The 21850-nt window shown below is 61.1% G+C and carries 22 protein-coding genes and 1 pseudogene; 11 read left to right on the top strand and 12 right to left on the bottom strand.

The window, feature by feature from the left end:
- Positions 1-76: 76 nt before the first annotated feature.
- Entirely contained in the window at positions 77-649 is a 573-nt protein-coding gene (locus LJX92_RS26125; RefSeq protein ID WP_032878740.1) for a xanthine phosphoribosyltransferase, read from the bottom strand.
- Positions 650-707: 58 nt separating this feature from the next.
- The gene (rep, locus tag LJX92_RS26120) at positions 708-2717 is read right to left on the bottom strand and encodes a DNA helicase Rep (protein ID WP_005792464.1); all 2010 of its coding nucleotides are present in this window, start codon (positions 2715-2717) and stop codon (positions 708-710) included.
- A gap of 265 nt (positions 2718-2982) precedes the next feature.
- Here rep and LJX92_RS26115 point away from each other — a divergent pair, with 265 nt between their 5' ends.
- Complete coding sequence (locus tag LJX92_RS26115; RefSeq protein ID WP_005792463.1) at positions 2983-4647, top strand: putative bifunctional diguanylate cyclase/phosphodiesterase; 1665 nt, start codon at positions 2983-2985, stop codon at positions 4645-4647.
- A gap of 125 nt (positions 4648-4772) precedes the next feature.
- On the opposite strand, the gene LJX92_RS26110 is transcribed toward LJX92_RS26115, so the two are convergent.
- Complete coding sequence (locus tag LJX92_RS26110) at positions 4773-6176, bottom strand: NorM family multidrug efflux MATE transporter (RefSeq protein WP_005792462.1); 1404 nt, start codon at positions 6174-6176, stop codon at positions 4773-4775.
- A 151-nt stretch (positions 6177-6327) separates the two neighbouring features.
- Between LJX92_RS26110 and LJX92_RS26105 the strand changes: the two genes are divergently transcribed.
- The 3 genes and pseudogenes from LJX92_RS26105 (at position 6328) to LJX92_RS27180 (ending at position 9402) form a co-directional block, all read left to right on the top strand.
- The gene (locus LJX92_RS26105; RefSeq protein ID WP_078822626.1) at positions 6328-7248 is read left to right on the top strand and encodes a LysR substrate-binding domain-containing protein; all 921 of its coding nucleotides are present in this window, start codon (positions 6328-6330) and stop codon (positions 7246-7248) included.
- A 177-nt stretch (positions 7249-7425) separates the two neighbouring features.
- Positions 7426-8499 (top strand): annotated as a pseudogene (locus tag LJX92_RS27185) (Cache 3/Cache 2 fusion domain-containing protein); the annotation flags it as partial.
- Positions 8500-8541: 42 nt separating this feature from the next.
- Positions 8542-9402 carry a methyl-accepting chemotaxis protein gene (locus LJX92_RS27180; protein WP_372804228.1) on the top strand — a complete coding sequence of 287 codons (861 nt, stop codon included), beginning with the start codon at positions 8542-8544 and terminating at the stop codon, positions 9400-9402.
- A gap of 3 nt (positions 9403-9405) precedes the next feature.
- Here the strand turns inward: LJX92_RS27180 and LJX92_RS26095 are convergent, their stop codons facing one another.
- On the bottom strand, positions 9406-10320 hold the full coding sequence (locus tag LJX92_RS26095) for an ABC transporter six-transmembrane domain-containing protein (protein ID WP_228309122.1): 915 nt from the start codon (positions 10318-10320) through the stop codon (positions 9406-9408).
- A 112-nt stretch (positions 10321-10432) separates the two neighbouring features.
- Here LJX92_RS26095 and LJX92_RS26090 point away from each other — a divergent pair, with 112 nt between their 5' ends.
- Positions 10433-11008 (top strand): TetR/AcrR family transcriptional regulator, encoded by a 576-nt coding sequence (locus LJX92_RS26090; protein ID WP_032878749.1) that lies wholly within the window; start codon positions 10433-10435, stop codon positions 11006-11008.
- 6 nt (positions 11009-11014) lie between these two features.
- On the opposite strand, the gene LJX92_RS26085 is transcribed toward LJX92_RS26090, so the two are convergent.
- Together LJX92_RS26085 and LJX92_RS26080 are read right to left on the bottom strand one after the other, a co-directional pair.
- Entirely contained in the window at positions 11015-12511 is a 1497-nt protein-coding gene (locus LJX92_RS26085) for a YifB family Mg chelatase-like AAA ATPase (RefSeq protein WP_005792457.1), read from the bottom strand.
- 215 nt (positions 12512-12726) lie between these two features.
- Positions 12727-12990, bottom strand: a complete 264-nt coding sequence (locus LJX92_RS26080) for an accessory factor UbiK family protein (RefSeq protein ID WP_005792456.1) — start codon at positions 12988-12990, stop codon at positions 12727-12729.
- Between the two features lie 422 nt (positions 12991-13412).
- On the opposite strand from LJX92_RS26080, the gene glnK reads away from it, so the two are divergent.
- From glnK to sutA, 4 genes are all read left to right on the top strand, one after another.
- Entirely contained in the window at positions 13413-13751 is a 339-nt protein-coding gene (gene glnK, locus LJX92_RS26075; RefSeq protein WP_002555808.1) for a P-II family nitrogen regulator, read from the top strand.
- 34 nt (positions 13752-13785) lie between these two features.
- On the top strand, positions 13786-15123 hold the full coding sequence (locus LJX92_RS26070; RefSeq protein ID WP_032878752.1) for an ammonium transporter: 1338 nt from the start codon (positions 13786-13788) through the stop codon (positions 15121-15123).
- Positions 15124-15332: 209 nt separating this feature from the next.
- Complete coding sequence (locus tag LJX92_RS26065; RefSeq protein ID WP_005792453.1) at positions 15333-15758, top strand: secondary thiamine-phosphate synthase enzyme YjbQ; 426 nt, start codon at positions 15333-15335, stop codon at positions 15756-15758.
- Between the two features lie 102 nt (positions 15759-15860).
- Entirely contained in the window at positions 15861-16193 is a 333-nt protein-coding gene (gene sutA / locus LJX92_RS26060) for a transcriptional regulator SutA (RefSeq protein WP_032878753.1), read from the top strand.
- Positions 16194-16381: 188 nt separating this feature from the next.
- On the opposite strand, the gene LJX92_RS26055 is transcribed toward sutA, so the two are convergent.
- The 6 genes from LJX92_RS26055 to lptM are packed head-to-tail and all read right to left on the bottom strand — an operon-like array spanning position 16382 to position 20964.
- Positions 16382-17077 (bottom strand): HAD family hydrolase, encoded by a 696-nt coding sequence (locus LJX92_RS26055; RefSeq protein WP_228309121.1) that lies wholly within the window; start codon positions 17075-17077, stop codon positions 16382-16384.
- Positions 17074-17973, bottom strand: a complete 900-nt coding sequence (gene xerC / locus LJX92_RS26050) for a tyrosine recombinase XerC (RefSeq protein WP_103734170.1) — start codon at positions 17971-17973, stop codon at positions 17074-17076. The genes LJX92_RS26055 and xerC overlap by 4 nt, the downstream gene beginning before the upstream one ends.
- 2 nt (positions 17974-17975) lie before the next feature.
- Complete coding sequence (locus LJX92_RS26045; RefSeq protein WP_005792447.1) at positions 17976-18692, bottom strand: DUF484 family protein; 717 nt, start codon at positions 18690-18692, stop codon at positions 17976-17978.
- A gap of 13 nt (positions 18693-18705) precedes the next feature.
- Positions 18706-19536, bottom strand: coding sequence for a diaminopimelate epimerase (dapF, locus tag LJX92_RS26040; RefSeq protein ID WP_078822621.1), 831 nt, complete (start codon positions 19534-19536; stop codon positions 18706-18708).
- A gap of 3 nt (positions 19537-19539) precedes the next feature.
- Positions 19540-20787 (bottom strand): diaminopimelate decarboxylase, encoded by a 1248-nt coding sequence (gene lysA / locus LJX92_RS26035; protein WP_228309120.1) that lies wholly within the window; start codon positions 20785-20787, stop codon positions 19540-19542.
- Between the two features lie 9 nt (positions 20788-20796).
- Positions 20797-20964: an LPS translocon maturation chaperone LptM gene (gene lptM, locus LJX92_RS26030; RefSeq protein WP_003195417.1), complete on the bottom strand. Its 168-nt coding sequence runs from the start codon at positions 20962-20964 to the stop codon at positions 20797-20799.
- A gap of 238 nt (positions 20965-21202) precedes the next feature.
- Between lptM and cyaY the strand changes: the two genes are divergently transcribed.
- A complete protein-coding gene (cyaY, locus tag LJX92_RS26025; protein WP_032878767.1) occupies positions 21203-21535 on the top strand; it encodes an iron donor protein CyaY in 333 nt (110 codons plus the stop codon).
- Positions 21536-21537: 2 nt separating this feature from the next.
- Complete coding sequence (locus LJX92_RS26020) at positions 21538-21756, top strand: DUF1289 domain-containing protein (protein WP_078822619.1); 219 nt, start codon at positions 21538-21540, stop codon at positions 21754-21756.
- Positions 21757-21850 lie beyond the last annotated feature (94 nt).

Below are 21850 nucleotides of genomic sequence, written 5' to 3'. Positions count from 1 at the left end.
GATGAGGGCCTGACAGTCGACATCTCTGTCGTTTGACACTCCGCTATCGCAGGCAAGCCAGCTCCCACACGTTGATTTAGTCGATGAAGGTCACGACACCACCCGCCAAGGACTTCACCCGCGCCAGCGATTCAACCCGATAACCCTGCGCATCCAGCTCCGCACGCCCGCCCTGGAACGACTTCTCGATCACGATCCCCAAGCCCGCAACAGTCGCGCCGGCCTGCTTGATGATCGAAATCAGCGCCTGGGACGCTTTGCCGTTGGCCAAAAAGTCATCGATCACCAGCACGCGGTCGCTGCTGGTCAGGTGGCGTGGGGAGATCGCCACAGTGCTTTCAGTTTTCTTGGTGAAGGAATACACCGTTGCCGACAGCAGGTTTTCCGTCAGGGTCAACGACTGCTGCTTACGCGCGAAGATCACCGGTACACCCAGGTTCAGCCCGGTCATGATCGCCGGTGCAATACCTGAGGCTTCGATGGTGACGATCTTGGTGATCCCCGAATCCTTGAACAGCGCGGCGAATTCGTCGCCGATCAGTTTCATCAGTGCCGGGTCGATCTGGTGGTTCAAAAAGGCGTCGACCTTGAGAACCTGATCGGAAAGCACGATGCCTTCTTCGCGAATTTTCTTGTGCAGTGCTTCCACGGAAAGCTTCCTCTGATGGCGCAGCAGGCGCCGAAAGTAGATTGAAAAGTAGTCGATTCTAGCGCTTTAGCATTGCGCGTATATCCGCCAGGGCGGTGTTGCCGCGAACGGCCTTCACCTCGGTGGGGGTGTCGTCATTGCCTTCCCAGGCCAGGTCATCGGGCGGCAGCTCGTCAAGGAACCGGCTGGGGGCACAATCGATGATTTCGCCGTATTGCTTGCGCTTGGCGGCAAAGGTGAAGGCCAGGGTCTGACGTGCGCGGGTGATGCCCACGTAGGCCAGGCGCCGTTCTTCCTCGATGGTGTCGGCTTCGATGCTGGAGCGGTGTGGGAGGATTTCCTCTTCCATGCCCATGATGAACACGTAGGGAAATTCCAGGCCCTTGGAGGCATGCAAGGTCATCATCTGCACGCCTTCGGCGCCGTCTTCCTCTTCCTGCTGGCGCTCAAGCATGTCACGCAACACCAGCTTGCCGATGGCGTCCTCGACGGTCATTTCGCCGTCTTCGTCTTTTTCCAGGGTGTTCTTCAGCGCTTCGATCAGGAACCAGACGTTGCCCATGCGGTAATCCGCGGCCTTGTCGCTGGAACTGTTGGTGCGCAGCCAGTTTTCATAGTCGATGTCCATGACCATGCTGCGCAGGGCGCTGATCGGGTCTTCGCCGGCGCACTGTTCGCGCACCTTGTCCATGAAGCGCTTGAAGCGCGACAGGCGATCGGTGAAGCGCGTGTCCAGGTGTTCGCCCAGGCCGATTTCGTCGGTGGCGGCATACATGGAAATCTTGCGTTCGGTGGCGTAGTTGCCGAGCTTTTCCAGGGTAGTGGAGCCGATTTCCCGGCGCGGTACGTTGATCACCCGCAGGAAGGCGTTGTCGTCGTCCGGGTTCACGATCAGCCGGAAGTAGGCCATCAGGTCTTTTACTTCCTGGCGTCCGAAAAAGCTGTTGCCGCCCGACAGGCGATACGGCACCTGGTGGTGCTGCAGTTTCAGCTCGATCAGCTTGGCCTGGTAGTTGCCGCGATACAGGATCGCAAAGTCGCTGTAGGGCCGGTCGGTGCGCAGGTGCAGGCTGAGGATTTCCACGGCCACGCGTTCGGCTTCGGCGTCTTCGTTGCGGCAGCGGATCACGCGGATCTCATCGCCATGACCCATCTCGCTCCACAGTTGTTTTTCAAACTCGTGGGGGTTGTTGGAGATCAGCACGTTGGCGCAACGCAGAATGCGGCTGGTGGAGCGATAGTTCTGCTCCAGCATCACCACTTTCAGCGACGGGTAGTCTTCCTTGAGCAGCATCAGGTTTTCCGGGCGGGCGCCGCGCCAGGCGTAGATCGACTGGTCGTCGTCGCCCACCACGGTGAACTGGTTGCGCGTACCAATCAGCAACTTCACCAGCAGGTATTGGCTGGCGTTGGTGTCCTGGTATTCGTCCACCAGCAGGTAGCGCACCTTGTTTTGCCACTTCTCCAGGATGTCCTTGTGTTCCTGGAACAGCTTGACCGGCAGCAGGATCAGGTCGTCGAAGTCCACTGCGTTGAACGCCTTGAGCGTGCGCTGGTAGTGGGTGTAGACGATGGCGGCGGTCTGCTCCTTGGGGTTGCGTGCAGCTTCCAGGGCTTCGGCGGGCAGGATCAGGTCGTTTTTCCATGAGCCGATCATGTTCTTGATTTCGTCGACGCCGTCGTCGCCTGCGTATTCCTTCTGCATGATGTCGGTCATCAGGGCCTTGACGTCGGTCTCGTCAAAGATCGAGAAGCCGGGCTTGTAGCCCAGTCGCACATGCTCCTTGCGGATGATGTTCAGGCCCAGATTGTGGAAGGTACACACCGTCAGGCCGCGGCCTTCGCCGCCCTTGAGCAGGGTGCCGACCCGCTCTTTCATTTCCCGCGCCGCCTTGTTGGTAAAGGTCATGGCGACGATGTACTGGGCGCGGATGCCGCAGTTCTGGATCAGGTGCGCGATCTTGCGGGTGATCACGCTGGTCTTGCCGGAGCCGGCGCCGGCGAGCACCAATAGAGGGCCGCCGACGTAGTTCACGGCTTCTTGCTGCCGGGGATTGAGTCGGGACATACGGAGTTTTAGGAGTCGTTGTTCAAAAGGGCGGGCATTTTAACAGGCTGGCAAGATTCTGCTGCCTTAGAACGACGGTGTGACGTACCACTCGATCTAAATTTGCCGGTTTTGCTACTTTGCCGCAGGATGTGGGGAATACTCAGACTATTTTTCACAGTCTGCGTGTTTGATAACACCTATCATTTGTCACGCATTTATCATTGCCAGGCCGCACGTCATAATGCCATCGCTCACGAAATTTAGCAGAGTCTAGGGAGTTAGCTTGTCTACGCCTGTCGAACCCTTGCGTTTGCTGCTGCTGGCCGAAGAGCCTGCATGGGCAGCGTTGTTGCGCGAGTGCCTGGTGCCGATGGGCGAAGGGGCTGTGCTGATCAGTGCACCCAACTGGGACTCGGTGAGTCGTCTGTTCGATGACGATCAGGGCGCCGTGCTATTGACCACGCCCAGCCTGCAGCCCGGTCCTGGCCGCTGCAGCTTGCCGTGTGTATTGCTGTTGGAGCAGGAGCCGCTGGTGTCGCCGCTCGGTGTCAGCGACTGGTTGATCCTGAATGGGCTGGACCCTGAAACATTGCGCCGCTGCTTGCGCCATGTGCGCGAGCGCGGCGTTCTGGAGAACACCTTGCAGCGCTTGGCCGAGCAGGACCCGCTCACCGGTATCGCCAACCGCCAGGGCTTCCAGACACTGCTGGCGGCGCGGCTGGCGGACAACGAAGGCCGCGGCCTGGCTCTGGGCCATCTGGACCTGGACAACTTCCGTCATGCCAACGACGCCCTCGGCCACCAGGCCGGCGATCGGTTGATCCTGCAAGTGGTGTCGCGGCTCAAGAGCCAGCTCGAAGCCGGGGACCAGCTGGCGCGGCTGGGCAGCGATGAATTTGCCTTGCTGATCGACACCCGTCGCGCGCCCCAGCGTGCCGAGTGGATGGCCGAGCGCATCACCGAAGTGATGGCCGAGCCTTACTGGGTCGATGGCGAAAGCTTGTTGATCGGCTGCAGCCTGGGCGTGGCACATGCGCGCGCCCGCGCCGGCGCTGACCCGTTGATGTGGCACGCCCATATCGCCATGCAGCAGGCCAAAAGCACCCAGGGCTGCACCTTTCACATCTTCAATGAACGCATCAACCGCAACGCTCGCAGCCTGGCCGACCTGGAAAGTGAACTGCGCCGGGCTTTGCGCCGCGATGAGCTGGAGCTGCATTACCAGCCGCGCCTGGACTTGGACGACGGTCATATCGTCGGCCTCGAAGCCCTGGTGCGCTGGCGCCACGGTGAGCGCGGCTTGTTGCCACCCAGCGAATTCGTGCCGCTGGCCGAGCAGAGTGGCCTGATCGTGCCTTTGGGCTACTGGGTGATTTCCCGGGCCCTGCGCGACATGCAAGACCTGCGCGAACGCGGCCTGCCGCCGCTGCACATGGCCGTCAACCTGTCGTTTCGCCAGTTCCAGGACAGCCAATTGCTCTCCACACTCAGTCGCCTGATTGCCGAGCGTGGCGTGGAAGCGCAATGGCTGGAGTTCGAATTGACTGAAACCGCGGTGATGCGCCGCAGCGATCTGGTCAAGCAGACCATGGACGCCCTGGGCCGCCTCGGCGTGCGGTTCTCCCTGGATGACTTCGGCACCGGGTTTTCGTCATTCGTGCACCTCAACAGCCTGCCGATCGCCTTGTTGAAGATCGACAAAAGTTTTGTCGGCGGCATGGAAGAGCGCGAAGAAAACCGCAAATTGGTACACGCGATGATCAACCTGGCCCACAACCTCAACCTGGAAGTGGTGGCCGAAGGCGTGGAGACACCCGAGCAGCTTGAGCTGTTGCGGTTGTTCGGTTGTGACCAGGCCCAGGGGTACCTGATCAGCAAGCCGTTGCCGTTGGCGGAACTGGTGGAGTACCTGATGTTTGGGCAAAGCCAGCAGGCGCTGTTGGGCTGAGCCTTCAAAGTGGTTCAAATGTGGGAGCTGGCTTGCCTGCGATAGCGGTCGTTCAGCTAATAATGATTAGCCTGACACACCGCTATCGCAGGCAAGCCAGCTCCCACATGGACCGCGTGCACTCGCTAGTCAGGCAGTGCCGCTTGGAATCCAACAGGAGCATCCGGCTCCCGCCGAATCATCCGCTTCATCTTCGCCTCAAACGCCCAGGTCAGGCTCACCGCCGCACACGCCAGCCCCAGTGCCAGGCCCCACCAGACGCCCGTTGGCCCCCAGCCCAAGGTGAACGCCATCAGCCAGGCCGAGGGCGCACCGATCAGCCAGTAGCAACCCAGGCCGACCAGGAAGGTGGTCTTGGCGTCCTTCAAACCACGGATACAGCCCATGGCAATGGTCTGCACGCCGTCGAACAATTCAAACCACGCGGCGACGGCCAGCAGGCTGACGGCCAGGACGATGACGTCATGGAACGCCGGGTCGTCATGGTCGAGGAACAGCCCGATCAACGGGTCGGAAAACAGCCACAACACTACGGCAAATCCCAGCATTACCATGGCACCAAAGCCTATGCCGACCCGACCGGCCATGCGTGCCTGCAACAACTGCCCGGCGCCGTAATGCTGGCCGATGCGCATGGTCACCGCGTAGGACATCCCCGCCGGTACCATGAACGCCACCGAGACAATTTGCAGGGCAATCTGATGCGCGGCCAACTGGGTACTGCCCATGGTGCCCATGCACAACGCCGCAAAGGCAAACAGCCCGACCTCTACTGCATAGGTGCCGCCGATCGGCAGGCCCAGGCGCCACAGCTCGCGCAGGTAGTGGGTATTCAAGCGCAGCAGTCCAGTACCCAGCGGGTAGGCGGCGTAGGCGCGGTTGCTGCGGATGTACCACATCAATGCCAGCGCCATGCCGTTGGCGACGATGGCGGTCACCAGGCCAATGCCCATCAGGCCCAGTTTCGGCAGGCCGAACATGCCTTCGATCAAGGCGTGATTGAGCAGGTAGTTGACCACGGTGCCGCACAGGCTGATCACCATCACCGGCGTCGCCTTGCCGATCGCGCTGGTAAAGCCGCGCAGCGCCATGAAAGTCAGATAGCCGGGCAGGGCGAAAGGCAGGATGGTGAGGAATTGCCCCGCCGCTTGTACGTTGGTTTCGGTCTGGCCGAACATCAGCAGCACCGGCTTCAAGTTCCATAGCAGCAGCGCCGCTGCCAGGGCCATCAACCACGCCAGCCACAGCCCGGCCTGGGTGAGGCGCGTGGCGCCGTCGATATCGCCTGCGCCGTGACGAATGGCGACCAGGGTGCCCACCGCGGCAATCACGCCGATGCAGAAGATCGCCACGAACGAATAGCTCGCCGCGCCCAGGCCGCCGCCGGCCAGGGCTTCGGGGCTCAGGCGCGCCATCATCAGGGTGTCGGTCAGCACCATCAGCATGTGCGCCAACTGTGAGGCAATCAACGGCCCCGACAGCCGCAGAATGGCCCAGAGTTCGGTACGTGCCGGATGTTGCATGATCATCACACTCAAATAGTCAGGAAATGGGGGGAGATTGATTCTCGGCGCTTTGGGCGCTTTGCACAAAAGGATAAAAGCGATCGTTCACATGATTAAAACTCATGCCTGGTTGATTCTGATAGGGTGCCGATATTGCGCCGTCGGAGCTTTCCCAATGTCTCGTCGTCTTCCTCCACTGTATGCCCTGCGTGCATTTGAAGCCGCTTCCCGGCACAACTCCTTCACCCGTGCGGCGCAGGAACTGTCCATCACCCAAAGTGCGGTCAGCCGGCATATCCGCACCCTCGAGGAGCATTTCGCCTGCCGCCTTTTCCAGCGCAGCGGTCGCAATCTGCAGCTCACCGAAGCCGCACGCCTGTTGCTGCCCGGCGTGCGCGAAGGCTTCGCTGCGTTGGAGCGCGCCTGTCATACCTTGAATACTGAAGATGACATTCTGCGCATGAAGGCACCGTCCACCTTGACCATGCGCTGGCTATTGGCGCGCCTGAGTCGCTTCCGCGCCTTGCAGCCAGGCAATGAGGTGCAACTGACCAGTGCGTGGATGAGCGTGGATGAAGTGGACTTCAACCAGGAACCCTTCGACTGTGCGGTGTTGTTGAGCGATGGGCGTTTTCCGGCGGACTGGGAGGCCAGTTACCTGTTCCCCGAATTGCTGATCCCCGTGGGCGCGCCGAACCTGCTGGATGATGGGCCTTGGGACGCTGCCCGCCTGGCGAGTGCCGAGTTGTTGCATCCCACGCCTGATCGTCGCGACTGGCGCAACTGGCTGGAGCGCATGGGGTTGTCGTCCCGGGTGTCTCTCAAGGGCGGGCAGGTGTTCGATACCCTTGAGTTGGGCATGATCGCGGCGGCGCGTGGCTATGGCGTGTCCATGGGCGATTTGTTGATGGTGGCCGAAGATGTCGCCCAGGGACGCCTGAGCCTGCCGTGGCCCAGGGCGGTCGCCAGTGGAGAAAGTTACTACCTGGTGTGGCCGAAAACCCGTCCCGGGGGGGAACGCTTGCGACGGCTGGCGGAGTTTCTTCAAGGTGAAGTCAAAGCGATGGAGTTGCCCCAGGTTGAACGTCTCGATTGAGTAGGTGCCGGCGTTTGATGCAATCGTTTGCGGGATACCCCTGTGATTCGCTCAAGTATTACCAAGTGCCGCCGAAGAAGGTGTGTTGGAACCATCGTGCACCAACGTTTCCCACTAGATAATTTGCCGAGCAGCGCTATGAGATCAGGATGATCCTGGCCTCGGCCAGGAGCTGTCATGTCTCAACCTCGTGCCCGGATTGCCTCCCAGTTAGGTCTCGCCCTTGCCGTGATTCTGGCTGTCGTTATCAGCGGCAGCACTGTGTTTGCCCTGCGTTCCCTCGACTCCGCCAACCTCGACACCCGTGAGGAGCACCTGGCCAGCGAGGCGCGTTTGCTCGCCGACCAACTCAATACCTTCCACAGCACCTTGCGCGAGAGTACCCAGCGTTTGAGCGGGCTGTTTGAAAAACGCTTCGGCGCCGGCCTGAGTGTGCGTGCCGACCAACCCGTGGCCGTGGCCGGTGTACAGACGCCGAGCCTGTACCTGGGTAATGAGGTGCTGAACAACAATTTCGAAGAAGTGGATGAGTTCAAGCAAATGTCCGGCGGTGTGGCCACCGTATTCGTGCGCAGCGGCGACGACTTTATCCGCGTGAGCACTTCCCTGACCAAGCAGGATGGCAATCGTGCCATCGGGACCGTGCTTGACCGACAGGGCGCGGCTTACCAGCGTGTTGCCGACGGGCAAACCTATATCGGCCGTGCGGTATTGTTCGACCGTTCCTACATGACCCAGTACAGCCCGGTGCGTGACAGCAGCGGCAAGGTCATCGCCGTGCTGTTTATCGGCTTCGATTACACCGATGCGCAGAACGCCCAGTTTGAAAATCTCAAGCGCTTCCGTCTCGGCCAGACCGGCTCCCTGGCGCTGCTGGATGAGCAGAAGCATTGGCTGGTGCCGCCAGCCGGCGTGCAGGCGCCGGACCAGGCCATTGCCGTGATGCTCGACCTGGCAAAGACGCCGGGGGGAGGGCGTTTCTGGAGCGATAATAACGAAGATTTCTACAGCGTTTCGGTGCCGTTCGAAGGCGGCCCCTGGGCGGTGGTGGCGAGTATGCCCAAGGCGGAAATACGCGCCGTGACGTGGGAAGTCGGGATTCGCCTGGTGATCGGCAGCGTGCTGGCGATGTTGCTGGCAGTGGGCGCCACGGTGTGGCTGTTGCGCAGCAAGCTGGCGCCATTGAGTGATTTGGTACGCCAGGCGCAAGCTCTGGGCGCAGGCGACTTGAGCGCACGCCTTAACGTGTCCAGCCATGACGAAATCGGGCAGTTGGCGCGCAGCTTCAATCAGATGGGTGAGGCGCTGTCGACCATGGTTTCGCATATCCGCAGTGCTGCCGAACAGGTCAACAGCCGCGCCCAGGCGCTGTCGGGGCTATCCGGTGGTGCCTACGAAGGCATGGAGCAACAGTCCGGCGAGATCACCAGTATGGCCGGCGCGGTGGAAGAGTTCAGCGCTACCTCGTTGAACATCGCCGACAACATGGGCAACACCGAGCGCCTGGCGCAAGAGAATGCCCAGCAGACCCGGATCGGCCGCACCTCGATGCAAGAGGCGTCATCGTCGCTGGAGCATATTGCCACTGCCCTGAACAGCACAGCCGCAGTGATCAACACCCTGGGCCAGCGCTCCCAGGAGATCGGCGGGATCGTCGGTGTGATTACCTCCATCGCCGAACAGACCAACCTGCTGGCGCTCAACGCCGCCATCGAAGCCGCCCGCGCCGGTGAACAAGGCCGCGGTTTTGCCGTGGTCGCCGACGAAGTGCGCAACCTGGCCTCGCGCACCCGCCAGGCCACCGATGAAATTTCGGCGATGATCCAGAGCATCCAGCAGGAAACCGGCAACGCCATCAGCACCATGGAACACGGCAAGGTATTGATGCAGGACGGCCTGTCGCGCAACGCCGACGTCGCCTCGGCCCTGGCGCGTATCGATGAGCAAAGCCGCTCGGCCGGCCAGCAATTCGCTGCGATCACCACCGCCACCCAGGAGCAGAGCAGCACCGCAACCCTGCTCAGCAGTAACTTGCAGAGCATTGCCCTGGCCAACAGCGAGCAGCGCGAAGTGGTGTCGAACCTGGCAGTCACCGCCAAGGAACTGGAAACCTTGGCGGCAGGCTTGCGTCAGGAGGTAGACCGGTTTCGTTGAGGCTTAGTGGTCGCCCAGCCCTGGGTCTACGCGCTTGCCGATGTCCTTGAGCCGAGCCAGTTGGTCGACCATACCTGGCGCTTCATCCAGGCTGGTCACGAAGGTCCACAGGTAAGTCATCACCGCGTAGATGTGGCCGGCCTTGACCCCTGGGGACAAGGCCAACTGGCTGATCGCGACCACAAACAGCAAAGCCGCGAGCGTACCGAGAAACAGGTACGCCGCAGCCTCGCGGTCTGAAAGCCAGATGCGCAGGCGCGACAGCACCTGGTAGTGACGTCGCAGGGTCGGCGCGCCGACCTTTTCGACCAGGCCGATTTCTTTCTCCAGGCGGTTATTCAGGCGCTCGTGTAGTTCCTGATTGCGCTGTGCAAAGCGTGGCAACAAGGTCATGCACAGCAGCAGCGCGGCCAGACAGGCCATGCCTACCCATGGCTCAATCACGATCAACATTACCGCCGCGCCCACAATCGACACCAACGCCGTGGCGATGATTGGCACGTGCTTTTCAAAGAAGTCGACAAATTCCCGTGCCAGCACCACCCGTGCCGCTGATTTCGAGGTGCTGTGGTTCTGTTGGCGCTGGTTGAGGATGACTGGCACCGCAAGGTCGGCGTAAATGCGCGTGAACGTGCGTGTATCCAGCGCTCGCCGTGCCGCCCCGACCACCCAGAACGCCATGACCACGGCGGCATAGAACAACGCACTGGTGGCATCGCCGCGGATAATCGAATCCACCGCGAACCCGGCAAACAGCGGATAGGCCAACAACAGTGCGTTCTCCAGCGCCACCAGCGACAAGGTGCAAGACAGCTTGCCGGGATAGGCTTTGGCAATAGCCTTGAGTGTCTGGCTGGCGGACTGCTGGCCGATTTTCTGGCTTTCTTCGATCAGAATTTGGGGGGTGACGGATGTCATGGGTGCACCAAAGGAGTGATAGACGCTATTATTGAGCGACTGCTCAAGTATCCTTGAGCGATCGCTCAAAAAGCAAGCGCCGCTCATCTACCGGCGCCCGAAGGAATTGCCCATGTCGCGTATCGACCGTAAAGACCAGATCATCGCCGCCGCTCTTGAGCTGTTTCGCAGCAAGGGCTTTGCCGCGGTGTCCACCCGTGACTTGGCCGAACATGCCGGGCTGTCACGCAGTCACGTCTATCACTATTTCAGTGACTGGAATGAACTGCGTCGCGAAGCTTTTGTGCGCTTTGCCAATGAGCAATTGGATGAAGTGCGCGAGCCGTTGGCCGATGCTCCACCGCTAGAAGCGCTTATGGGGTTCTTGCGCGACTGCCTGCCCAGTACCGCTGACGCCGCTTGGGCGCTGTGGCTCGACGCCTGGGACGAAGCCATGCACGACCCGCAAATGGCCCAGGCTTACCTGGTGATCAACGCCCAGTGGCAAGGCATGCTTGCCGAAGTGATCGAGCGGGGCGTTGCCGATGGCGTCTTTCGCTGCGAGTCGTGTCAGCGCGCTGCACGGCAGATCTTCGCCCTGGCGATGGGCTATGCCGATGACCTGATGCTCAAGCCTTCCGCAGAGTCGGCAGAAGCGGTGCTGGAAGAGGTGCTGGAAGTGGCGAGGCTGCTGCTGGATTTTGCCTGACAAGTGCTAGCCATGAGCGGCTGGTCGGTACTGCAACGCCTCCGCCAAATGATGGCGGGCGATGCCTTCCACTTGCTCAAGGTCCGCCAGGGTGCGAGCCACCTTGAGCAACCGATGGGCTGCACGCAGCGATAATGTCAGTCGTTCGCACGCGCTTTCCAGCCAGCTTTCATCGGCTTTGGTCAACTGGCAGTGTTCGCGTAGCCGTGGCAGATCGAGGAATGCATTGGCACAACCCTGGCGCTGGTGCTGGCGTTCACGGGCTTGCGCCACCTGGGCGGACGCTTGCGCGGTGGTGTCACCGGCCTGTTGGGAGGGGCTCAGCGCAGTGACCTCCCGCGCGACTGTCAGGTGCAAATCAATCCGGTCCAGCAGCGGCCCGGATAGCTTGTTGCGATAGCGTTGTATCTGTTCCGGCGTGCACCGACAACGCCCGCTGGGTTCGCCCATGTAGCCGCACGGGCAGGGGTTCATGGCCGCGACCAATTGGAAGCGTGCCGGGAAACTCACCCGGTCCCTGGCTCGGGAGATCACGATATGCCCCGACTCCAATGGCTCGCGCAGCACCTCCAGTACCTTGCGATCAAATTCCGGCAGCTCATCCAGAAACAGCACGCCGTGATGGGCCAGGGTGATTTCCCCCGGCTGCGGCTTCGAGCCGCCACCCACCAGCGCCGGGCCGGATGCCGAGTGGTGCGGCTGGCGGAACGGGCGATTGGGCCAATGGCTCAGGGGGGCCAGGCTGACCACGGATTGGATCGCGGCCACTTCCAGCGCCTCCTGCTCGCTCAGCGGTGGCAGCAAGCCCGGCAGGCGGCTGGCCAACAGGGTTTTGCCGGTACCGGGTGGCCCGCTGAACAGCAGGTTATGTGCGCCGGCCGCCGCAATCAGCAAGGCCCGCTTGGCTGCCAGTTGGCCCTGCACTTCACTCAGGTCCGGGTAAGGCTTGTTCAAGTACAGCAAGCCGTCGGACCTGTAGGGCTCAATCGGCACATGCCCATTAAGGTGCGCCACCACTTGCAGCAGGTGGTCCACCGCAATCACTTTGAGCCCCGACGCCAGGCAGGCTTCCTCGGCATTGGCCCTGGGCACTATCACGGTGCGCCCGGCCTTGCGCGCCGCAAGCGCGGCCGGCAACACACCCTTCACCGCCCGTACTTCGCCCGATAACGCCAACTCACCAAGGCACTCCACGTCATCAAGCATCAAGGCCGGCACTTGCACACTGGCCGCCAGGATCCCCAGGGCAATCGCCAGATCAAAGCGCCCGCCGTCCTTGGGCAGGTCGGCGGGCGCGAGATTGAGGGTGATGCGCCGGGCCGGGTATTGCAGCGCCGAGTTGAGAATGGCGCTGCGAACGCGATCCTTGCTTTCCTTCACTGCAGTTTCCGGCAGGCCCACCAGCGTCAGCGATGGCAAGCCATTGGCCATATGCACTTCAACGGTGACGGCGGGGGCTTCAACGCCGACCTGGGCGCGGCTGTGCACGATAGCGAGGGACATGCTCGTTCCTTGAATGGGTGGGCCGCTTCCTGCGGGTTTTTCAAGGGTAGACGAGGTGGGACGGAGCGGGGCGAGGGAGATTTTACAGAACGTATCCGGGCGGCAATGCAAAACAAATGTGGGAGCTGTCTTGCCTGCGATAGCGGTATGTCAGCAAAGAATCATCCGCTGATGCACCGCCATCGCAGGCAAGACAGCTCCCACACTAACCGTGTTTATTCAGCAGAGGATGGCGCCAACCGTGCTTCAAGTTCAGCCACCTTCGCCTCCAGGCTCTCCAACCGCGCACGCGTGCGGGCCAGCACCACCATCTGGCTGTCAAACTCTTCCCGGCTGACCAGGTCGAGCTTGCTGAAACCACTTTGCAGCAATGCCTTGAACTGGCTTTCGATTTCATTGCGGGGCAGCGGGGTGTCGCCGCTGAACAGGCGAGAGGCGTGGCCGCTCAGGGCGTCGAGGAGGTCTTTGGGCGCGAGCATGGGAAACATTCCGGAAAACAGTTGGCCAGCAGTGTATCACGCAGCGTCTATAGTCTTTTTCATGCCGCGTTGCGCACGGTTTTCGCGCATCAAAGCGGGCGGCTGCGCACCGTTTTGATGCGCATTGCGGCCACACGCACGCCCCGTGGGTGGGCACAAGTGAGCAAGGGACTGATTTCAGTGGTTTTTACGGAGCTGGCAAGGTTTCTGCTTAGACGATCATGACCCATGCACTGATGCAGTCGCTGTGACGAATGCAGTGCGCCGACGGATCAGGGGTACAGGTTTCGTCACCAGTGGATCGCTGGCGTCGCAACGGCAAATGCCGAGGCGACGATGCGTTACAAAGCCAGGCACTGCGCTTAGACTTGAGACGGGTTTGTTTTCCTGGGGCAAGTCCACCAATTCGGGAGAGAGTTTTCATGAAGCTAGTCACTGCCATCATCAAGCCGTTCAAGTTGGACGATGTACGCGAGTCACTGTCCGAGATCGGCGTGCAGGGCATTACCGTTACTGAGGTCAAGGGCTTCGGTCGGCAGAAGGGTCATACCGAGCTGTATCGTGGCGCGGAATACGTAGTCGATTTCCTGCCGAAGGTGAAGATTGATGTCGCCATTGACGACAAGGATCTTGACCGGGTTATCGAGGCGATAACCAAGGCGGCCAACACCGGCAAGATCGGTGACGGCAAGATCTTCGTGGTCAATCTGGAACAGGCTATTCGCATCCGTACCGGCGAAACCGATACCGACGCAATCTAAGCCGCCAAACCCCAACGCCCCAGGAGAAAACACTATGACTCTGCGTAAATTCGCAGGGCTCGGAGCCCTGCTGTCCATCGTAATGCCAAGCCTGGCCATGGCGGCAGACGAAGTGGCTGCTCCAGTCCTCAACTCCGGCGACACCGCCTGGATGCTGACCGCCACCGCTTTGGTGCTGTTCATGACCATCCCTGGCCTGGCGCTGTTCTACGGCGGCATGGTCCGCTCCAAGAATATTCTGTCAGTGATGATGCAGTGCTTTGCCATCACCGGCTTGATCAGCATCCTGTGGGTCGTCTACGGCTACAGCATCGCGTTTGATACCACCGGTATGGAACAGGGTGTGGTCAACTTCAACTCCTTCTTCGGCGGCCTGGGCAAGGCGTTCCTGGCGGGTGTCACCCCGGCCAGCATCACCGGGCCTGCGGCGCTGTTTCCGGAAGCCGTGTTCATCACCTTCCAGATGACCTTCGCCATCATCACCCCGGCGCTGATCGTCGGTGCCTTTGCAGAGCGCATGAAGTTCTCCGCGATGCTGATCTTCATGGCTATCTGGTTCACCCTGGTCTACGCGCCGATCGCGCACATGGTCTGGAGCGGCAACGGTGGCCTGATGTGGGACTGGGGCGTGCTGGACTTCGCCGGCGGCACCGTCGTGCACATCAACGCGGGTGTGGCGGGCCTGGTGGCGTGCATCGTGCTGGGCAAGCGTAAAGGCTTCCCGACTACACCAATGGCACCGCACAACCTGGGTTATACCTTGATCGGCGCGGCCATGCTGTGGATCGGCTGGTTTGGCTTCAACGCCGGCTCCGCTGCGGCGGCCAACGGCACGGCGGGCATGGCGATGCTGGTCACCCAGATTGCCACGGCTGCTGCGGCGCTGGGCTGGATGTTCGCCGAGTGGATCACTCACGGCAAGCCAAGTGCACTGGGCATTGCCTCAGGTGTGGTGGCCGGCCTGGTCGCCGTGACGCCAGCCGCTGGCACCGTGGGCCCGATGGGTGCTCTGGTGATCGGGCTGGTTGCCGGTGTGGTGTGCTTCTTCTGCGCCACCAGCCTCAAGCGCAAGCTGGGCTACGACGACTCCCTGGACGCCTTCGGTGTGCACGGTATCGGCGGTATCGTCGGTGCGATCCTCACCGGTGTGTTTGCAGCCCCGGCACTGGGCGGTTTCGGCACCGTCACCGATATCGCTGCCCAGGTCTGGATCCAGTGCAAAGGCGTAGGCTTCACTGTGATCTATACAGCCATCGTGACTTTCGTCATCCTCAAGGTGCTGGACATGGTCATGGGCCTGCGTGTCACTGAGGAAGAAGAGGCTGTGGGCCTCGACCTGGCGCAACACAACGAGCGCGGCTACAACTTGTAAGTACGCGAAAAAAACATGCCCGGCTTGCCGGGCATTTTTTTGTCTGGTGTTTGTCTTTGGCTAAAGGTGTATGGGTTTTTTATCAACTTTGTGATGGGATCCACACGGCACTTTTCAGAGTGCAAATGTCTTACAGGCATGAAGGCGTATTCGGCACTTTGTTTTTTCCCAGAGCGCGCTAGAATGCGCGCCGATGGGCGGAGAACTGTATGTGGCAACAGACCCTGATTACCCTGCGGGCCAAGCCCCGGGGCTTTCATCTGGTAACGGACGAGTTGCTTGCCGGCTTGCCTGAATTGAAGGCTTGCCGTGTGGGCCTGTTGCATTTGTGGCTGCAGCACACCTCGGCCTCGTTGACCGTCAACGAGAATGCCGACCCGGCGGTTCGCCGTGACTTCGAGCGTTTTTTCAACCTGCTGGTGCCACAGGGCCGCGCAGGGTTTGAACACAACGACGAAGGTCCGGATGATCTGCCGGCGCACTTCAAGGCCAGTCTGCTGGGCTGCCAGCTGAGTTTGCCGGTCAAGGCCGGCCGCTTGGCGATGGGGACCTGGCAAGGTGTTTATCTGGGCGAGCACCGTGATCATGGCGGTGCTCGTAAAGTCCTCGCCACCTTGCACGGTGAAGAGGCATAAGCCACTGGAAATCCGGTGGATGTTGATTTTTTTCCGGCGACCTCGACAGAGGGTGAAGCTGGGCTATAACTAATCTGCTTTTCGCAAGTCATGAGGTAGAACATGAGCGACGATGATCTGGAACAAGACGACCTCGAAGTAGGTGATGAAGACGACACCGAAGAAGGTCTTGAAGTAGCGGCGGAAGACGTTGCTGACGATGCCGAGGATGGCGGTGCCGATGACGCGGCTCCCAAAGCCAAAGGCAAAGCCAAGGCTGCTGTTTCGGTAGACGAGCTGCCAAGCGTTGAAGCCAAGAACAAAGAGCGCGATGCCCTGGCCCGTGCGATGGAAGAGTTCCTCGCTAAAGGCGGCAAAGTGGTCGAAGTCGAGGCTAACGTGGTTGCAGACCCACCGAAGAAGCCGGATAACAAGTACGGCAGCCGACCTATCTAAGGTCTGCCTCCTGCTTGTAAGAAAAAGCCCGCCGTCGCTGCGGGCTTTTTCATGCCTGGAGCCATTATCAGTTCGCTGCAATACCTTGTGGGAGCTGGCTTGCCTGCGATAGCGGTGTATCTGCGAGCCCTGTGTTGATTGGCCCACCGCTATCGCAGGCAAGCCAGCTCCCACATTGGGGGGCAGTGTTAACCCCAGCGACTCAGCAGTGGCGGCAACTCCGTCAGGCTGCGAATCTGCGCATCCGGGTGCTTGTCACCCTCCCAGGCCTTGCCCGCGGGGTTAAACCACACCGCCCGCAGCCCCGCCTGCTGAGCACCGGCTATGTCATCCCCAGGGTGATCGCCCACGTGCACCGCCGCTCCGGCTTCCACGCCACCGCGCTGCAACGCCTCTTCAAACAAGCGCCCGTCCGGCTTGGCAATGCCGATATCTTCAGCGCGCAAGGCAAAATGGAAGTACTCCGCCAGGCCAACGCGCTGCACATCGGCATTGCCATTGGTGATCACCCCCAGCAGGAAGTGCTGGCGCAGCGCCTTGAGCATCGGCTCGGCTTCCGGGAACACGGTGAGCTGGTGACGTGCATGTATGAACGCTTCGAAGCACACATCCGCCATTTGCGCCGCTTCAGGCTGGGGATAGCCGGCCTCTTCGAATGCCAGCATCAACACCCGATGGCGCAGGATGCTGATGCGGTGCTTGAGCTCGGGATGACGCTGCAATACTTGCTGGCGCAGGCTGGCGAAATGCTCCAGGGGTAGGTCCCCGACCTTGGAGGCGTTGAGCGCCAGCCATTCGCGCATCGACGCTTCGGCGCTGATGATGACGGGTACGTTGTCCCAGAGGGTGTCGTCCAGGTCGAAGGTGATCAGCTTGATACTCATGAGTCGCTGCCTTTGATGCGTTTGGCCCGGGGATGGGCGCTGTCGTACACCGTTGCCAGGTGCTGGAAGTCCAGGTGTGTATAGATCTGGGTGGTCTTGATATCGGCGTGGCCGAGCAGTTCCTGTACGGCGCGCAGATCCTGGGAGGACTCCAGCAGGTGGCTGGCGAAGGAATGGCGCAGCATGTGCGGGTGCAGATTCTGCCCCAGCTCCCGCTCGCCGGCGGCCTTGACCCGAAGCTGGATCGCTCGGGGCCCCAGGCGTCGGCCTTGCTGGCTGACGAACACCGCATCGTCCGCCGGGTTGGTCAAAAGGCGCAGTGGCAGCCATAGCTGCAAGGCTTCGCGGGCTTTTCTGCCCACCGGCAGTACGCGGGTCTTGCTGCCTTTGCCGAGCACTTGTATCAGGCCATCGGCGAGGTCCAACTGATCGAGGTTCAGGCTTGTCAGCTCCGACAGGCGCAGGCCCGAAGAATAGAACAGCTCAAGGATTGCCTGGTCGCGATGGGCCAGGAAGTCATCCTCTACCGCACCATCGAGCAGCTGCAAGGCACGATCGGTATCCAGGGTCTTGGGCAGGCGCCGCTCGCCTTTGGGCGGGGACAGGCCATTGGCCGGGTCGTGATCGCACAGGCCTTCGCGATTGAGGTAGTGATAGAGGCCGCGCACTGCCGACAGCAGGCGAGACAGGCTACGCGAGGACTGGCCTTGCTGGTGCAACCGGGCGATCAGGCTGCGCAGGGTCTGGATATCCAGGGCTTTCCAGCTACTGACGTGCTGTTTCTCACAATAGGCCAGGACCTTGTTCAAGTCCCGCCGATAGGCTTCAAGGGTGTGGGGCGACACCTGGCGCTCATTGCGCAGGTGAGCGCAATAGGCGTCCAGTTGCCGCTCCATGGTCAGCGCACCGCGCGCAGTGTGGTGGTGTGGCGCGGCAGGACGCGGCCCAGCACTTCGGCGATGTAGGTCAGGAACAGCGTGCCCACCGAGCTTTTGTAGTGCGCAGGGTCACGGCTGGCGATGGCCAGCACGCCGTGCAAGCCTTGATGGCTGACGGCGATGACGGCGGTAGAGCCGATCTGCTTGCGCTGCTCGGCACCAAACAGGAAGTCCAGTTCATGTTCACGCAAGGTGCCGCTGACAGTCTTGCCTTCGGACAGCAAGCCGCCGATGGCTGTCTGTGCTTCACCACCTGTGACCCAGCGACCCACCGGCATCGGGTTGTCGCTGAACAGGATCAGGCTGACAAAGGGCACCTGGAAGTCCTCGCGCAGGCTGTCTTCCACGGCGATCACCGTTTCTTCCAGGCTGGCGGCGTCCATCAGGGTCAGGATCAGGCGGCGGGTCTTGTCGAACAAGCGGTCGTTGTCGCGGGCCACGTCCATCAGGTGGGAAAGCCGATGGCGCATTTCAATATTGCGCTCGCGCAGGATCTTCATCTGTCGTTCCACCAGCGACACGGTATCGCCGCGCTGGTGGGGAATGCGCAAGGCCGGCAGCAGTTCTTCATGCTCGACGAAGAAGTCCGGATTAGCCTCAAGGTACGCCGCGACAGCAGCGGCCTCCAGGCTTTCACTCGGGGTAGCGTGTGCGGGTACTTGAGGCTTATCGGTCATTGGCTTGGCTCACTCATAGACGGACCTGTCCTTCGTATACACGCGAGGCCGGCCCGGTCATCATCACCGGGTGGCCAGGGCCTGCCCATTCGATGGACAAGCGTCCACCGGGCAGGTCGATCAGCAGCGGCGAGTCCATCCACCCCTGGCTGATCGCGGCTACGGCAGCGGCACAAGCGCCGGTACCGCAAGCCTGGGTTTCGCCGGCGCCGCGTTCCCAAACGCGCAATTGCGCGCGGGTACGGTCGATCACCTGCAGGAAGCCCACATTGACCCGCGCTGGAAAGCGCGGGTGATGTTCGATCTTCGGCCCCAGTTCGTGCACCGGGGCGTTATTGATGTCGTTGACCCGCAGTACCGCATGGGGGTTGCCCATGGACACGGCGGCGATATCCACGGTTTTGCCATCCACGTCCAGCGGGTAACTGAGGGCCTGCTCGGTGGCCTGGAACGGAATATCCGCCGGCACCAGGCGTGGCGCGCCCATGTTGACGCTGATCTGGCCGTCACTGCGAATATCCAGTTCGATCACACCGCCCTTGGTTTCGACGCGAATCTGGCGCTTGGCCGTCAGGCGCTTGTCCAGCACAAAGCGTGCAAAGCAGCGCGCACCGTTGCCGCACTGTTCCACTTCGGAACCGTCGGAATTGAAGATCCGGTAGCGGAAGTCCACCTCCGGGTTGCTCGGCGCCTCCACCAGCAGCAACTGGTCGAAACCGATGCCGGTGTGACGATCGCCCCACTGTTTGGCGTGTTTGGGCAGGATGTGCGCGTGCTGGCTGACCAGGTCCAGAACCATGAAATCATTGCCCAGCCCGTGCATCTTGGTAAAACGCAGCAGCATGGCTTACTCCGGCAGCAGGCTTTCGCCAGCATACAACTGGGCTACCGTCTCGCGGCGACGCACTTCAAATGCTTGATCACCGTCCACCAGCACCTCGGCGGCACGGCCGCGAGTGTTGTAGTTGGAACTCATGACAAACCCATAGGCACCCGCCGAATGCACGGCCAGCAGATCACCTTCTTCCAGGGCCAGCTGACGATCCTTGGCCAGGAAGTCGCCGGTCTCGCAGATCGGGCCGACGATGTCATAGGTGCGTGCTTCGCTTGCGCGAGGCGTCACGGCGGTGACATCCATCCAGGCCTGGTACAGCGCCGGGCGGATCAGGTCGTTCATCGCCGCATCGACGATGGCGAAGTCCTTGTTTTCGGTGTGCTTGAGGTACTCGACCTGGGTCAACAGCACGCCGGCGTTGGCGACGATATAGCGGCCCGGCTCGAACATCAGCGTCAGGTCGCGGCCTTCGATGCGTTCGCGCACGGCCTGGATATAGTCGCTAATCAACGGTGGCTCTTCGTCTCGATAACGTACGCCGACGCCGCCGCCCAGGTCGATGTGCTGCAGGTAGATGCCGCACTCGCCCAAACGATCGATCAAGGCCAGCAGACGGTCAAGGGCATCCAGAAAGGGTGGCAGTGTGGTCAGTTGCGAGCCGATATGGCAGTCGACACCCAGCACTTCCAGGTTCGGCAGTTGCGCGGCGCGGATGTACACCTCTTCGGCGTCGGCGATGGCGATGCCGAACTTGTTCTCTTTGAGACCGGTGGAAATGTACGGGTGGGTGCCGGCGTCGACATCCGGGTTGACGCGCAGGGAGATCGGCGCACGAACGCCCATCTCGGCGGCAACGACTTGCAGGCGCTCCAGCTCGTCGGTGGATTCGACGTTGAAGCAATGCACGCCGACTTCCAGGGCGCGGCGCATGTCTTCGCGGGTCTTGCCGACGCCGGAGAACACGATTTTCTCAGCCTGGCCGCCGGCGGCCAATACGCGTTCGAGCTCGCCACGGGAGACGATGTCGAAACCGGCGCCCATGCGCGCCAGGACATTCAGCACACCCAGGTTGGAGTTGGCCTTGACCGCGTAGCACACCAGATGCGGCACGCCATCGAGGGCGTCAGTGAACGAGCGGTATTGGGCTTCGATATGCGTACGTGAGTACACGTAGGTCGGGGTACCAAAGCGCTGGGCAATCGCGGACAGCGCCACGCCTTCCGCGAACAGCTCGCCGTCCCGGTAGTTAAAAGCGTCCATAAGTTTCCCTTAGTAGGTGTCGTGCTTATGCGCTTTTGACGGCTTTTGCGACGATTGCGCCTGTTCATTCGGATCTTTGCTGTCATCCGGCAGGTACAACGGGCCTTTCTGGCCACAGGCACTAACGAGGCAAGCGACCGCGACGAGCGCAGCAAGGGAAGAGATCAGGCGCTTCATGGCGAAATCCTTGAATATGCATTAATTGCGCCCGAGTATACCGACCACCCGGCAGCTTGCCTATGCGCCGCACTACCCGTCCGGCGGGGCTTTGCCGAGGAGCACAAGAAGCGGGCTACGCTACTTGATGATATTTCGTACTGCCATCTGTCATGAAATCGGTATCCTTTGCAATCGGCGAAGCGCGTCCGTATTGTGCCCCGCTTGAGCAAAACCAGACACTTTTGAGGTTGCCACAATGAGTTTGACCGAAGCCCGTTTTCACGACCTGGTGGATGCCACCCAGGAGAAGCTGGAAGATATTTTCGACGACAGCGACCTGGATGTGGATCTGGAAAACTCGGCTGGTGTGCTGACCGTCAAGTTCGAGAGCGGCCCGCAACTGATCTTCAGTCGCCAGGAGCCGCTGCGTCAGCTGTGGCTGGCTGCGCGCTCCGGTGGCGTTCACTTCGACTACGACGAAGAAAGCGGCAAATGGCAGTGCGACAAAAGTGAAGAGTTGCTGGGCGAAATGCTCGCGCGCCTCGTCGAGGAATATACCGGCGCCGAGCTGGATTTCGAAGAGATCTGACCGTGACCCAGCCTGTACCTGTACGCCCGCCCAAGCCGCTGTTCAGCAATGTCAGCCCGGCGGTGCCGTCACCTTGTATCAGTTTGTGTCGCCTGGACGAGCAGAAAGTCTGCCTCGGCTGCTTCCGCCACGTGGAAGACATCCGTGAATGGCGCTCCGCCGACGATGCGCGGCGCCGGGTGATCTGCGCGCAAGCTGAGCAGCGCAAGGCCCAAGCCTGACAGCATCTTGTTTATTTGTGACGCTGTGGTAGTGTCCGGGTACACCTCAACTCATCGAGGTCCGTGAGAACCCCGCCTTTTTCTGGCGGGGTTT

Origin of the sequence: Pseudomonas sp. HN8-3 (assembly GCF_020790195.1) — a bacterium.
Lineage (GTDB): Bacteria > Pseudomonadota > Gammaproteobacteria > Pseudomonadales > Pseudomonadaceae > Aquipseudomonas > Aquipseudomonas synxantha_A.
This window is presented reverse-complemented; position numbering and strand designations above follow the sequence as displayed.